Here is a 13,611-nt window from a genome sequence, read left to right as displayed (position 1 = left end):
GCAACAGGGCGCGCTGCGAGACCGGTATAGGCCTGAGGGGGATGGAATGCGCGTTTTGAGACACTTGTTTGACCAGGGTTTGACCCGGATCGCCCGGTTCATGGTGATCGGCACGCTGGGTTTGGTCACAACCTCCTTGGCCTCGGCTCAGCTGGACGACGGTCCGGAATCACGCCTGTCCTCGCGCGATATCAATGCCTACTTGGCGCGTGTCCAGGACAAGCCTGTCAAACCCACCGGCACGTCGGGTACTGGACGCTATCAGGGCAATGACAGCTGCCAGTACGCTCATGATGGTGAATGTGACGATATCGGTCTTGGAACCGGTGCCTGTGAGGCAGGCACGGACTATTCGGATTGCTGGCGCATCGCCGAGGGTGTCGAGGATGATAGCTGTCGATGGGCCAATGATGGCGAATGTGACGAGCCTCTCGGCCTGGGCACGGGAGCCTGCGCACAGGCTACGGATTTTTCCGATTGCCGCGATGTGACAGCTCTGCGCTTTCGAAATGACACGTGCGAGCGGGCGTTTGATGGCGTTTGCAACGAGCCAGATGGCGGTGATGGCCGCTGTGAAGCACGAACCGACCGGGCCGATTGTGCCGGTCGCGAACGCCCGCTGACCATCAATGACCATTTCTTCGGACATGATGATCGTCGCTTCATGGACACATCAACCTTCCCCTGGAGTGTGGTTGGCACGATCGATCTGGACGAGGGGGGAACCTGTACGGCGACGCTGGTCGGCGAGAGCGTCCTGATCACGGCCGCCCACTGTATCTCCGGAGAAAGCCGCATCAGCGCCCGCGGGGAATTCACGACCGGGTTCGACCTGCCTGGCGGTCCGCGCCGGGCCCGCATCATCGACTATCTCGTTGACCGGAACTGGGATGATCGCCGGTTCAACACCACCGACGACATTGACGGAACAGACTGGGCCCTGCTGCGGATCGACACCCCGCTGGGCGCCGAGCTGGGCCATGTGGGCGTGCTGGAACTGGTCGACCGGGAGGGGCGTCGCCAGGCCCGCAATGCCCGTCTGCTCCAGGCCGGCTATAGCTGGGATACCGGCTCTCACCTGTCGGGCAATGAGGACTGCTCCATCGACCAAGTTTATCGTGACAACACGATGGCGCATAATTGCGACACAACTCGCGGCGATAGCGGTTCGCCCTTCCTGGTACGCGATGGCGATACCTATGCTGTGGTCGCCACGGATTCGAATTTCCGGCGCAATCCACGCGGCCCGATGCTTTACATCGCGGTGCGCTCCGAGGCCTGGGCCGATCAGCTGGCTGAGTTCGAGGCCGGGCGTGTGGGCAACACACCTGATGAAGGTGAGGTCCCCGGCAAACCCGTCAAACCGGTCAAGGTCGAGGACAGCGCGCAGTCAGACTAATCACCCGGGACGGCGTCAGTGGATTCCGCAAAATAGAGGGCCAGGGCCTGGGCGAGCGCACTTTGCCACCCGGTCAGGTCATGTCCTCCGGAATAGACGAGCAGCGTGCTCTCATAACCGGCCTGCGTCAGCGCCGCCTGCATATTGCGGTTCGCCTCCAGCATCACATGCCCGCGATTGGTCGAGGTTTGCATGGTTTCCAGAGTGCCGGCGGCCAGAATGTAGTGGGGTGTATCCGGGCCGGCCGGGTCGATTTGTCGTGACAGCCACTCCATCTCCTCGCCCGACGGGGCCCAATAGAAGGAACCGGACAGCGACATGACCCCGCCCACCATAGCGGGGTGATCAAGCGCCACACGCGCAGCAGCCAGTCCCCGTCTCGACGCCCCGCCGAGCAAGAGCTGGTCCGGGTTCATCTGCCAGCCCAGGCTGTCACGCAGCAGAGGGACCAGATCATCCGCGATAAAGGCCGACTGGTCGGCATAGGCCAAGGCTGCACTGTCCGGATCAAGCTGATCGATCAACACAAGATGGGTGGGCGGTATCAAGCCCTGGCGCTCCATACGGTCAAGAATATCGACCGCAGGAGCCCGTGTCCCCCACAGGAAAGCATCCCAGAGTACCAGAACCGGCGCGTCCGCCCCGCCATCCGGGTGGGCGTGGATATCCAGCCAGACACTGCGATTGAGCGCCGGGCTGTTCATGACCTGGCTGGCACCGCTGGTCCGGGAGGCATCCGTATAGGAGGGAGGCCCGAGCGGTAACACGCCATCCAATGTCGACGGAGCCAGTACGACAACGCTTTCGGCCTCCCCACCGCGCAGGGTCAGCCGGGCATGCGGATCCGGACGCCAGAGCGACCGCCCGGCTCGTTCAAGACGAAAACTGTAATTGGCCCGCACATCATCCGGCACATCGATGGAGATGGTCCAGATCCGACTGCCTGGAAGACGGGTCATGTCGAGCACAAAATCGCGCTCATAGTCCTCGACCGGCTGGCGGGCATAAGGAGCGTTCAACACACTGTCGAGGCGTACGCGTTCAGTTCCCGATTCCGCGCGGTAGAGAAAGGTCAATCGGGTACGGCCAGGACCAGCAATCTGTCTGTCGATCAGAGGCAAGCCCCGTCCAGACAATTCGCGCCAGACCTCGTCTTCGGCATGAGGGCGGGCGCGCAGCTCGGCCATGGCGTCTCGTACCGGGCGAGGCGGGCTTTCCTGAGCATGGCTATGCGCACTGACCAGGACAAGTCCCAGCGCCGCCGCCACAATATTCCCAACCATGCCCAAAACTTCACCTGTCCCCGAATTCTGTCAGACCGGCTTTCCTCCTCCGGTCATTGCCACTAGCGTGACCAGCATGATGACCGGTCTGATCTCCAAACTCCTGCCTCATCCTGCCACATCCGCGCGACAGATCCTGCTTGCGATGTCAGCCCTGCTGGGCCTGGCCTATCTGGGAGATGGATTTGGCCTGTCTCTGCCCTATCCCGCAAATGTTGGGCTCAAAGCGTCCGGCATCATCCTGCTGGGGGTAATCGCGGCGCAGTATCGCTGTGGATGGCTGGCAGCCGGGCTGTGGATGGGCGCGGCAGGCGACGCCTTCCTGGCTCTGCAGCCGGCGCGTTTTGATCTGGGCATTCTCGCCTTTGGCCTCGGCCATCTCGTCTATATCGGGCTGTTTGCTCACCATTTACGACGCTCGGGGCTCAGTGGGCGAACCGGTATACTTGCAGCGATCGGGCTGGGCGTGTTCGGTCTGGTCATGCTGATCTGGCTCCAGCCCCATTTTGGCGAGTTGCGCATTGCAGCGAGTGTCTACAACGCCATTATTCTGGTGATGGCGATCCTCGCTGTCCTGGGTCGATCCCACCCCCTGGCCATCGCGGGCGCGCTGCTGTTCGTCGTGTCGGACAGCGTTTTGGCGACTCGTCAGTTTGCCGGATTTCTGGAGTGGGCCGGCCCCGTGGTCTGGTCCACCTATTATCTGGCCCAGGCCGGCATCGCGCTGGGTCTGGCACGAAAGGCGGACTAGTCCGCCTCCGCCATCAAACCTTGATCCGACGCCATCTCACGCATGGCTTTTTGCAGTTTCTCGAACGCGCGCACCTCGATCTGGCGAATACGCTCACGGCTCACACCATAGTGTTCCGCCAGCTCTTCCAGAGTCTTCGGCTCGTCAGACAGACGGCGCTCCTGCAGGATATGCTGCTCGCGTTCGTTGAGCTCACCCATGGCCGATTGCAGCAATTGCATGCGCGCGTCGAACTCATCGGTTTCAGCAAGATGCTCTTCCTGGTTCTCGCCTTCTTCGTCGGCCAGCCAGTCCTGCCATTCCTGGTCACTTTCAGATCCGCGCAGAGGCGCGTTCAAAGACGCATCGGGACCTGACAGGCGTCCGTTCATGGACACCACGTCTTCATTGGTCACACCCAGCTTGGTCGCAATTTCTTCGACCTGGTCCGGACGCAGATCGCCTTCATCAATGGCCTGCATCTGGCTTTTCATCCGGCGCAGGTTGAAGAAGAGCTTTTTCTGGGCGGCAGTTGTGCCGATCTTCACCAGCGACCAGGACCGCAAAATGTATTCCTGGATCGAGGCGCGGATCCACCACATGGCATAGGTCGCCAGGCGGAAGCCTTTTTCGGGATCGAATTTCTTCACCGCCTGCATCAGGCCGACATTGCCCTCGGAGATCACCTCCGCGACCGGCAGACCATATCCGCGATATCCCATGGCGATCTTGGCCACAAGACGCAGGTGGGACGTCACGAGACGTTCCGCAGCCTCGGTGTCGCCATGCGCCTGCCAGCGGCGACCCAGCATGAATTCCTCATCCTTCTCCAGCATCGGAAACCGGCGGATCTCTGCCAGATAGCTGGACAATCCCTGTTCCGGTGACAGGGTCAGTGCAGAAGCAGATGCGTTAGCCATGGCGATTTCATTCCTTTCCCACCGGTCTCCTTGCACCCCGTGAGCGCACCCCAGAACCGGTCCGTTCGCATATTTAGGAAGCCATTCCGGAAAATGCGAGGGGGTCACAAGAGTGTGATGCCCAGTTTCGGCAGGACATGCTTGCATCACAGCGATGAATTATCTCCCAACCAGCAGCTTTATGCCGACTTTGCATCCAGTGGGACGCTGGGCCTGGACGATGAGGCAGGTCAAATCGTGGTTGTCGCCAACGTGTCGACCGCCCTCTTGGCAGATCTTCCGGATCTGATTGATGAGGCCAGGGCCGAGTTGAACGAGATGGCCTGGCTGCCGTAACAGCCCGAAGACCTCTAGACACACATTGGCTTCCGCCACTGCGCGGACCGGATCCCAGGGTCTAGACGGTCTTGTGAAACTGCAGATATCCGCGTTCCACCATACGGCGCATGGCGTCATAAGCCTCGGAAATCTCTTCATAAGCCGTGCGCAAAAGAGCCAGCCGTTCGACATCTTCCTTACTCATCGGAGATGTATCCCGGGCGGCAGCCATGGCTGCATCAACCCAGGCGGACCGGGCCTTCGACGCGGACAAGGCCAGATTTTGGAAATCCTCGATCGTCACATGATGAATGGTTTTCTGGATCACGGCCTGGTTGGCCGCAAAAACCGTATAGTCAATCTGTTCGAGATGGCCGCGCAGCTTGCGCGCCTCGGCTGGATCCTGGACCAGGTCCGGTTCAAAACGATCCGAAACCCGGCGATAGGAGGAGGTAAGGGTCTTCGACATGACAGGCCTCCGGCATCATCACTGAGGTTTAAGCCTGCCACGAACACATTAACAAATCTGGACCCGCCCGAAATATCAAGTCCGGTCAGACGATCGCAACCGTGCAATCTGGAGTTCCACCCGCTTGATTTCACGCAGGACGCGGTTGGCCTGCATCTGCTGATTGATACCGTGTTTCATGAACAGGCCAATATTCATACAGCCCAGAACCCAGACGCCCCAACGCAAGGACACCAGTAGATCCGTTGTGTGCAGAAGCGCCCATATGCCCCAGATCATCCCCCCGGCGGCCACCAGGTTCGTGAGATACATGACCCAGACGACCCAGCCATGGCGCCCGGTGAACGAGGCGAACGCCTGGCTGAACCAGCTTTGTTCAGGCCCGAACTCATCAAGGATCGCACGATCCTCCGTGGCCAGGGCTTCGCGGATAAGATGATCGATATCCTTATCATTCGTGTTCATCTGTCTCTCCTGTTTCAATGAGATTGAGGGCAGCCTTCAGGCTCTTGCGCCCATGCATCAGCCGGGTTTTTGCCGTACCGACCGGGATTTGCAGGACCAGGGCAATCTCGGTGAGGCTCATCTGTTCGAGATAGTGGAGTGTCATGGCCGCGCGCTGGCCCGGCGGCAATGCCGCGATCGCACGTCGTATCAACTGCAACTCAGCCCGTGTTTCCGCCTCCGGCTCGGCCTGGTCCGGTTCGGTCGGGTCAATCATGACCGCGTCTGCGGTTTCCCTTTGCCGGACTGCAGATCCGATCTGGCGGGCACATTTGCGAGAGAGGATCCGATAGGCCCAGGCGGGAAAGGCGCGCGGCTCACTCAATCGAGGCAAACCGCGAAGAATGTCCAGCCAGGCCTCCTGGAGCGCATCACGTGCCGCATCCCGATCGCCGAGCTGGCGCGCCGCATAAGCCAGCAGGCCCGGGTGCCACAGTCGCGCAAGCTGATTCAGGGCATCACCCTCGCCCGTGCGAGCGGACAGGATGAGATACTCCGTCAATCTGCGTTTTCGAGTATCCAGCACGCCCTCCCGGCCCGACCGGAGATCACCGTGATCTCGCTTCTTACGGACCAAGTGGCTCCGGGCCGGAAAAAGGTTCAATCCCTCCACACCCACATTGAAGACTGCGCCAGCCTCTTTATATGCTGAACCAGTTGTTTTCCGGAGATTGCCATGCCTCGTCTGCTGATTTTTTCAGGCTCCATCCGCCAGGCCTCGTTCAACAGGAAACTGGCGAAAGCGGCCGTCGAACCGGCACAGGCGCTTGGATTTGACGTCACCCTGCTCGATCTCGCTGACTATGACATGCCGCTCTACAATGGCGATCTGGAGGAGGCAGAGGGACTGCCGGAAGCAACTCGCCGGTTTCAGGCCCTACTGGCCGATCATGACGCCCTTTTGATCTCAACGCCGGAGTATAATGGCAATATGCCACCTTTGCTCGTCAATGCTCTAGACTGGGCCAGCCGGTCGGACGGTCAAGACAGGGTCCGGCCCTTTGCTGGAAAAATTGCGGGCATAATGGCCGCCAGCCCGGGCGGCCTGGGCGGAATCCGGGTCATCCCGCGCTTGCGCGCCTTTCTGACCGATCTGGGCGTTGTGACCACGACCACCCATGCCACCCTGCCCCAGGCCTTTAAGGGGTTTGATGATCAGGGTGTGCTGATCAATGAACGCACAGCCGGTCAGATCCAGACTGTGCTGGAACAGATCCGTGCGCTTCTTAAGACCTGACAGTGAAAGGGGCGACCAGGCCGCCCCTGAAATACCACGTCAACGTTTTCAAACGCTGACGGTGATCTTCCCGATCTGCTGGTTCGAGGCCATATAGTCCTGCGCTTTCGCAATATCCTCGAACGCAAAATCCTTATCGAGAATGGGCGCGATCGCTCCATCGTTCAGGCGGGAATAGAGATAGACCTTGGCCGCCTCAAGAGCCTCCGGATCCTGGGTAATCTCAAACAGGGTATAACCAATCAAACTCACGCCTTTGGCCAGCATGGGGAAGAGCGGCACATTGACCGGGCGGGTATCAAGCAGCCCGTACAAAATGATCCGGCCGCGCGCTCCCATGGCTTGCGCCAGTTCATCCACGATCGGGCCGGCCACCGGATCGAAGGCGATGTCTGCCCCCTGACCTTGCGTAATCTCCTGGACCCGCTCGACCAGGTTTTCGGTATCGGTCTGGATGACGTGATGCGCACCGGCCGCTTTCAAGGCCTCAACCTTTGACCCGCCCCGCGTGGTTGCGATGACCGTCGCGCCCTCAGCGCGCGCCAGCTGGATAGACGCCAGACCCACGCTCGAACTGGCCGCTGTGATGATCACGGTCTTGCCGGATGCCAGACCACCGCGTGCGATCAGACCACCCCAAGCCGTGACATACTGCATCCAGATGGATGCGCCTTCACGCGGGCTTAAGCGGTCAGGATAGGCGCTGACAGCATGGGCCGGCACATTCGCCATGTGGGCATAGACACCGTGAACGCCCATTGAAAACGCCGGAATGGTCGAGACTTTCTGGCCCAGCTCAAAACCCGACACGCCGTCACCCAGCGCCGTCACGACACCCGCAGCCTCATACCCCATCCGAGCCGGGAAAACCGGCTGTTCCAGATACGCCCCTTCACGGAACATAATCTCGGCCCGATTCAGGCCGATCGCCTCGACGCGGATCTGAACCTCGCCCGCAGCGGGTGGAGACAGATCCAGCGTTTCAATCGACAGGACCGAACTGTCCCCGGTTTCACGAAATACAACAGCTTGGGTGGTGTTCGAGGTCATGTCAGGCTCCTTCATAATCGAACAGAACGCCCGGCCAGCCGGGCTCTTGCCAAGACTTGGGCGAGCCGCCATCTTCAAACAATACCCGATTCTGGAACTCATTGTCCGATATGGCGAACAATAAACCTGACCTGAATGATCTCCTGAGTTTTGTGGAAGTCGCCGAAACCGGCAGTTTCACACGCGCGGCCACACACCTGGGTCTGTCCAAATCCACAGTCAGCCAGCAGGTGAGCCGGCTGGAACACCAGCTGGGGCAACAATTAATGGTTCGCCATACCCGGGCACTGAGCCTGACCCCGGCGGGCGCTACCCTTTTTGAGAGCGGGCTCTTGCTGCGTGATCAATATGCCTCGGCCCTTCGTGCTTTTGAGGACAAGGTGAGTTCACCCTCCGGCGAGCTCTCGATGACTGTGCCGGTCATCCTGGCGGACACGGTGGCCGGGCCGGCTCTCGCCCGAATGGCCCGCGAATATCCGCGCCTGCGCTTTCGTCTGGATGTCAGCGACACACGCCGCGATCTTGTGCGCGACCGGTTTGATGTCGCTCTGGCCGCCGGGCGCCTGCCCGATAGTGATTACAAACGATTGCCCGTCGGGGAGATCACAGAGTCTCTCTACGCCTCACCGGACTGGGCCAGCGAACACACACTCTCAACCCAACAGCCTCTGCCGCCCTCGGCCCCCTGGATCACGGGCGATTGGCAGCCGGACGGGCTCACACTGCGCCAGGGAGCGACGGACGCCACATGCGTGTTGGCGGGTCGGGATCACCCACCCCTGCTGGAAACGAATAATCTCAACAATCTGGCGCATTTGTGCGAGCTGGGACTGGGTTGTGCCTTGCTGCCCGAACCGGTAGCGGCCCCGCTGGTTCAGCAGGGCCGCCTGGTCGATATCATGCCCGGTTGGCGCGGCGAAGTGTGGCCAACCACCTTCCTGCATATCTATGCAGGCGCCACGCCGCCGCATATCAAACGGCTCCACGAGCTGGTGCGCTTTTATTATGCGCGCCAGCACGCGGTCCCGCGTTAGCCTTCCATTTCTTCCAGCGTCTTGCCCTTGGTTTCGCGCACATAGATGATCACGAAGACGAGCGAGATCGCCGCGAACAGGGCATAGACCCCGTAGGCACCGACCAGGCCAATGGCCGGAGCGGCCAGCATGATCGGGAAGGTCATGGTGATGATGAAATTGGCAATCCACTGGGCAAAACCCGAAACCGCCAGACCCGAACCGCGCAGGCGATTGGGGAACATCTCACCCAGCATGACCCACATCACCGGCCCCCAGGAGAAGTTGAAGAACATCACATAGGCGTTCGCCGCGTAGAGTGCGATCCGCCCGTTTTCATCGCTCAGATTCAGTGATCCGCCTTCGATCAATTCACCGGTCGAGAAGGCATAGGCCACCACGGCAAGTGTCACCGCCATGCCGGCCGAACCGATCGCCAGCATCGGCTTGCGACCGATCTTGTCGATTACGAGCAGGCCAACAGCGACGGCTGCGATAGACAATCCACCCGACAGCACGTTGACCAACAGGGCCTGGTCTTCCGTGAAGCCCGCAGCCTGCCAGAGTACAGCGCCGTAATAGAAAACCACATTGATGCCGACCAATTGCTGGAAGACAGCCAGACCGATACCGATCCAGATAATGGGTTTGAACACCACACCGCCGAAAATGTCGGAAAATTTGGCCGTCGCTCCTTCGGCCAGGCTCTGACCGATCTCCTTGAGCACACGAGCGCCTTCACCCTCACCCAGGGCACGGTCCAGCACGGTTTTCGCCTGGTCTTCGCGCTTCTTGGCGACCAGGAAACGCGGGCTCTCGGGAATGAAGAACAAGGCGACCAGGAACAGGGAGGCCGGGATCAGCTCCATCCAGAACATCCAGCGCCAGGCTTCAAAACCCCACATCCAGATTTCCGTGGACGCCCCCGCGGCTCCCGCGATCAGGTAGTTCGCGACAAAGGCCATGAACAGACCGCAAATAATCGCCACCTGCTGAATGGTCGACAAACGACCGCGCAAACGGGCCGGAGCAATCTCGGAGATATAGGCCGGGGCCATGACCGAGGCCGCGCCCACGGCCACACCGCCCAGAACACGGTAGAGGACAAACTCAAGCGAGGTCCCCGCTACACCGGAACCCCAGGCCGAGATGATGAAAAACACCGCGGCGACACGCATCATGGCGCGGCGACCGAACGCATCGGATGCCAGGCCGGCACCCGCGGCCCCGAAGGCACAGCCCAACAGCATGGATGCGACGTTGAAACCCGTTCCCACACTATCGGAGTTAAAGGCGGTGCGCAGACCATCGACGGTGCCGTTGATCACGCCACTATCATAGCCAAACAGAAATCCGCCCAGCGTCGCCACCAGGCTGATGAAAACCACGAACGCCAGTGCCTGCCCCGGCACGGCCGCTTCATTATCGGACATGATGTCCTCCCCTCTCACAACACGGTCCGGATTCCAGTCCGGCCGGGTTCAATCCCGGTAACGTGTATTCGTTAGCGGTCACGCTAGGCGGTTTAGCCAGAGGTGGGAAGCCTGAAACCACCCCGATTTGTCACATTTGCGCGGAAGATGTCGCTTTTTCGCAGATTGACAGCGTAATCATATCTGCAATAGGGGACATTAGGGACATCAGTTATCCGTTCTGACCCGCCACGGACAGCACACGGGACATTTTTGAGTCTCACCTCCCACACCAGTCACCGGCCAGGACCAGCTGGCAAATCCCCGTCAGAAGATGAGCCTCCGTCTCGGCTTCGCTCCAGCCACAATCGCGCACATAGAGCCCCCAGACCTGTACAGAGGATGAGGCCCAGACATGATCGGCAGCCCGGGCCGCCGTCCAGCCCGGCACCAGCGCTCCTTCGCGTTCCAGATCCAACAGGAGGGCCAGCCACCAGGACCGCAAATCCGACATGCGATCTTCCCAAGCCGCCGCTGCATCGGCATCAGTATCACGCAACCGCACCAGATCCCGGGCCACAGGATCAATCTCGCGCACAAAGCGGAACCAGGCACGCAGACACCCTGCGAGGCGGGCCTGAGCATCCCCCGTGCGGGCGGCCTCATCAAAGGCGGCCTTGATCGCAAAGCGCTCATCGGCCCGGCGCACCAATTCCATCAACAACCCGCCGCGTGAGGTGAAGTTGAGATAGACCAGTTGTCGGCTCACCCCGGCAGCCCGGGCAATGTCGGCCATGGACACCTCGGCCCCCTGGACCCGCACCAGATCCCAGGCCGCATCGAGAATGCCCTGGCGGGTTCGCGCTTTGTCACGACGGGGCTCACTCTTACTTGACACGTGTAAACTTGCTCCTATTTTACACTTGTAAAAAACACTAGAGCGAGGTCGCCATGAGCGTCAATCTCACCCCCTCTTCCACCCGGGAACTGGATGATCGTCTGGACCGCCTCATCGGCTGGTATGGTGATGGCACCGATGGTCTCTCTCCCACCCGCGCGCAATGGCAACACGCCCTCGATCGTCCGGCAGATGCGGCCTTTATTCTCGTCAATTTCTTCAGGATGAAGGCCGAGGCCGAGTATCAGCCGGAGGCTCTGGCCGCCTTGGACAATGCCTCGCCCGGCACGGGTCAGGACGCGTTCGACCGTTATGCCGCTGTGAGCATGCCAGCCATGGCCCGTGCGGGCGGGAGTTTCCTCTTCGCCGGCCCGGGCATGGGCGCCTTTCTGGGCCCGGATGAGGACTGGGACCTGGTGGTCATCGGCCGCTATCCTGGACCCGACGCCCTGTGGGCGCTGTTTTCCGACCCGGCCTATCGGGCCGCCTATCACCATCGCACGGCCGCACTGGAGCGCCAGACCGTCATGATGGCGTCCGAATAGGCCCACACCGTGCGAAGGGTGAGGCTCCGATGACGCACGCCTTTGTGCGGCGGGCATGTCGGGCTAGTGTCGCGTCTGTGTCGGTCCCGTGTCGGGGCCGGCCCGGCGCGGTCAGGCTAGGTGTGGCGAACCGCATCACCGATGCTCACTGGCCCTCTCGTTCACACGTTTCAAGGATTTCTCTCGCATGGTTCACAGCTCATCCACCGCCCAGAACGCCAACGGTCTTCGGGCCCTGCGTACGGAGCGAGGCTGGTCACAAGAACACCTCGCTACCCTGAGCGGACTGAGCGAGCGTACCATTCAGAGGATTGAACGCAGCAGCGAGACCGGCACCCGGCCCAGCCTGGATACACTCCAGGCCCTGGCGGCGGCGTTTGATGTGAGCCCGGCGCAGATGCGGGATTTGATGGACCCGACGACGGAGGCTGACATGCCCACACCGACACCCACCGCATCCCACACTACACCCGACACCCCGGCCCAGCCCCCGCTCTTCAGCCGCGCCGCGCAGCGCCTGCTGATCGGAGGTGCGGTGTATCTGGGCGTCATGACCTGGCTGGCCATGATGCAGGTCTTTGCCGGCTGGGACCCCGAACTTCTGCCCTATGTGGCGCTTACGGGCGGCGGGCTTTTGGCCACCTATGCCTTTTACACGCTGGGCGGTGACAAGACCGATACCGACGACTGACGGGCTCAGCCCCCTCTCCCCCTGTGGGGAGAGGGTCCGGCGAAGCCGGGGGTGAGGGGCGCGCGGCGCAAGCCGCGCCACAAGGGGATCTGGCGGGGCCCCTCATAGCCAACTGGAATTTCATCACCCTGGCCGGGCGGCGCTAGCTGTCGGGATGGGCTTATTGGGGCATTCACGCGTTCGACTGAGCGCGAATGTCCCGTCAGTCTTTCGACTTGCGCTCAACTGCGTCGAGCAGGGAGGTGAAGAAAACCTCGACGAAGAACCATGGCAGCGCGAGAATCGGCAAGCCAAAGAGTATGATCAGCCAGAACGGCACGATATCGGGATAGGCCCGGTCAAAAAACCACAAGGCCACACCGATCGCCACCGATACACTGACCGCAAGCACCGTCCACAGCAGGCGCTTTCAGACAAAGACCAAACGTTCGCACCGCATTCATAGCCCCGCGTGTTGCTTAAATCTCTTGTCAGCCAGTGCGCCCTAGCGCGCCTTCAGATCATATCCGGCCGCCGCAAACATCTGCAATAATCGACCGACTTCCGTTGCGGCCAGCGTCGTCGACATGTCCGGCGCAAGGTCCCGGATCATCTGCTCGAAGGTGAGGATACGGATCGGGTTTCCACCCAGCGCAGCGCGGAAGCCGGGATGGGTTTCCCATGGCTCGGCAGACCCTTTCAGCTTGGCGATCGCAGTGACATAGGTGAACTCTCGGCGGCCGGTTTTTTCCTCAACCGCTGCGATGAACGCCTCCGACCATTTCGGAACGGTCAACTCGCGGAACGCCTTCCAGGCCTTTCGCCCGCGCAGGGTCTTGTCACCCTCAATGGCCGCAATTTCGCTGGCCGGGCTGAAACCCTGCTGCCAGCTCTTGCAACTCACCGCCAAGACCTGATCCGGACCGGTCTTGCCCGGATGAAAACCCAGCACATCGATGTCGGAGTGATTGCTGTCCTGGTTGGACACAAAGTCCGGGTGATCCCGCCGCGGAAGGAATTTCACATTGTGCTGAACAAAATAGCCCTGGTGGATGAGGTATTCCTCAACGACCTGCTCGAGAATGTCTTCCTTGGTCGCCATCCGCCCCTCACCTCGTCAGTCACAGCGCCATACGGCGCACAGCCAGCCATAAAACCCTTGC

General features: G+C 60.8%; 17 protein-coding genes. 7 read left to right on the top strand and 10 right to left on the bottom strand.

The features are described from left to right. Positions 1–46: 46 nt before the first annotated feature. Complete coding sequence (locus RMQ97_RS03845; protein ID WP_413659512.1) at positions 47–1,399, top strand: trypsin-like serine peptidase; 1,353 nt, start codon at positions 47–49, stop codon at positions 1,397–1,399. On the opposite strand, the gene RMQ97_RS03840 is transcribed toward RMQ97_RS03845, so the two are convergent. Beyond that, positions 1,396–2,682 carry an alpha/beta hydrolase-fold protein gene (locus RMQ97_RS03840; RefSeq protein ID WP_413659511.1) on the bottom strand — a complete coding sequence of 429 codons (1,287 nt, stop codon included), beginning with the start codon at positions 2,680–2,682 and terminating at the stop codon, positions 1,396–1,398. The two genes, RMQ97_RS03845 and RMQ97_RS03840, sit on opposite strands and share 4 nt — an antisense overlap. Positions 2,683–2,758: 76 nt before the next feature. On the opposite strand from RMQ97_RS03840, the gene RMQ97_RS03835 reads away from it, so the two are divergent. Further along, positions 2,759–3,433: a lysoplasmalogenase gene (locus tag RMQ97_RS03835; protein ID WP_413659578.1), complete on the top strand. Its 675-nt coding sequence runs from the start codon at positions 2,759–2,761 to the stop codon at positions 3,431–3,433. Here RMQ97_RS03835 and rpoH read toward each other — a convergent pair. After that, positions 3,430–4,332 (bottom strand): RNA polymerase sigma factor RpoH, encoded by a 903-nt coding sequence (gene rpoH, locus RMQ97_RS03830; protein ID WP_413659510.1) that lies wholly within the window; start codon positions 4,330–4,332, stop codon positions 3,430–3,432. The two genes, RMQ97_RS03835 and rpoH, sit on opposite strands and share 4 nt — an antisense overlap. 141 nt (positions 4,333–4,473) lie before the next feature. Between rpoH and RMQ97_RS03825 the strand changes: the two genes are divergently transcribed. Next, positions 4,474–4,668: a hypothetical protein gene (locus RMQ97_RS03825; RefSeq protein WP_413659509.1), complete on the top strand. Its 195-nt coding sequence runs from the start codon at positions 4,474–4,476 to the stop codon at positions 4,666–4,668. A gap of 61 nt (positions 4,669–4,729) precedes the next feature. Here RMQ97_RS03825 and RMQ97_RS03820 read toward each other — a convergent pair whose 3' ends face one another. The 3 genes from RMQ97_RS03820 to RMQ97_RS03810 all read right to left on the bottom strand — a co-directional run bounded on the left by RMQ97_RS03820 (position 4,730) and on the right by RMQ97_RS03810 (position 6,125). Beyond that, a complete protein-coding gene (locus RMQ97_RS03820; protein ID WP_413659508.1) occupies positions 4,730–5,119 on the bottom strand; it encodes a hypothetical protein in 390 nt (129 codons plus the stop codon). A 75-nt stretch (positions 5,120–5,194) separates the two neighbouring features. Beyond that, entirely contained in the window at positions 5,195–5,584 is a 390-nt protein-coding gene (locus RMQ97_RS03815) for a DUF6768 family protein (RefSeq protein ID WP_413659507.1), read from the bottom strand. Further along, entirely contained in the window at positions 5,571–6,125 is a 555-nt protein-coding gene (locus RMQ97_RS03810) for an RNA polymerase sigma factor (RefSeq protein WP_413659506.1), read from the bottom strand. The genes RMQ97_RS03815 and RMQ97_RS03810 overlap by 14 nt, the downstream gene beginning before the upstream one ends. Positions 6,126–6,299: 174 nt before the next feature. Between RMQ97_RS03810 and RMQ97_RS03805 the strand changes: the two genes are divergently transcribed. Next, positions 6,300–6,860 carry an NADPH-dependent FMN reductase gene (locus RMQ97_RS03805; protein ID WP_413659505.1) on the top strand — a complete coding sequence of 187 codons (561 nt, stop codon included), beginning with the start codon at positions 6,300–6,302 and terminating at the stop codon, positions 6,858–6,860. A gap of 48 nt (positions 6,861–6,908) precedes the next feature. Here RMQ97_RS03805 and RMQ97_RS03800 read toward each other — a convergent pair whose 3' ends face one another. Beyond that, a complete protein-coding gene (locus RMQ97_RS03800; RefSeq protein WP_413659504.1) occupies positions 6,909–7,910 on the bottom strand; it encodes a zinc-dependent alcohol dehydrogenase family protein in 1,002 nt (333 codons plus the stop codon). A 110-nt stretch (positions 7,911–8,020) separates the two neighbouring features. On the opposite strand from RMQ97_RS03800, the gene RMQ97_RS03795 reads away from it, so the two are divergent. Continuing rightward, the gene (locus RMQ97_RS03795) at positions 8,021–8,944 is read left to right on the top strand and encodes a LysR family transcriptional regulator (protein WP_413659503.1); all 924 of its coding nucleotides are present in this window, start codon (positions 8,021–8,023) and stop codon (positions 8,942–8,944) included. On the opposite strand, the gene RMQ97_RS03790 is transcribed toward RMQ97_RS03795, so the two are convergent. Together RMQ97_RS03790 and RMQ97_RS03785 are read right to left on the bottom strand one after the other, a co-directional pair. Continuing rightward, positions 8,941–10,356 (bottom strand): sugar porter family MFS transporter, encoded by a 1,416-nt coding sequence (locus tag RMQ97_RS03790; protein WP_413659502.1) that lies wholly within the window; start codon positions 10,354–10,356, stop codon positions 8,941–8,943. The genes RMQ97_RS03795 and RMQ97_RS03790 overlap by 4 nt on opposite strands. 259 nt (positions 10,357–10,615) lie before the next feature. Beyond that, positions 10,616–11,233, bottom strand: a complete 618-nt coding sequence (locus RMQ97_RS03785) for a TetR/AcrR family transcriptional regulator (protein ID WP_413659501.1) — start codon at positions 11,231–11,233, stop codon at positions 10,616–10,618. Positions 11,234–11,286: 53 nt separating this feature from the next. On the opposite strand from RMQ97_RS03785, the gene RMQ97_RS03780 reads away from it, so the two are divergent. Then, on the top strand, positions 11,287–11,778 hold the full coding sequence (locus RMQ97_RS03780) for a DUF1330 domain-containing protein (RefSeq protein ID WP_413659500.1): 492 nt from the start codon (positions 11,287–11,289) through the stop codon (positions 11,776–11,778). Positions 11,779–11,965: 187 nt separating this feature from the next. Further along, the gene (locus RMQ97_RS03775; RefSeq protein WP_413659499.1) at positions 11,966–12,469 is read left to right on the top strand and encodes a helix-turn-helix domain-containing protein; all 504 of its coding nucleotides are present in this window, start codon (positions 11,966–11,968) and stop codon (positions 12,467–12,469) included. Between the two features lie 202 nt (positions 12,470–12,671). On the opposite strand, the gene RMQ97_RS03770 is transcribed toward RMQ97_RS03775, so the two are convergent. Together RMQ97_RS03770 and RMQ97_RS03765 are read right to left on the bottom strand one after the other, a co-directional pair. Beyond that, a complete protein-coding gene (locus tag RMQ97_RS03770) occupies positions 12,672–12,860 on the bottom strand; it encodes a hypothetical protein (RefSeq protein WP_413659498.1) in 189 nt (62 codons plus the stop codon). Positions 12,861–12,953: 93 nt separating this feature from the next. Further along, positions 12,954–13,550 carry a hypothetical protein gene (locus RMQ97_RS03765; protein ID WP_413659497.1) on the bottom strand — a complete coding sequence of 199 codons (597 nt, stop codon included), beginning with the start codon at positions 13,548–13,550 and terminating at the stop codon, positions 12,954–12,956. Between the last annotated feature and the right edge of the window lie 61 nt (positions 13,551–13,611).

The organism is Maricaulis sp. D1M11, assembly GCF_047308265.1.
Taxonomy (GTDB): Bacteria; Pseudomonadota; Alphaproteobacteria; order Caulobacterales; family Maricaulaceae; genus Maricaulis.
This window is presented reverse-complemented; position numbering and strand designations above follow the sequence as displayed.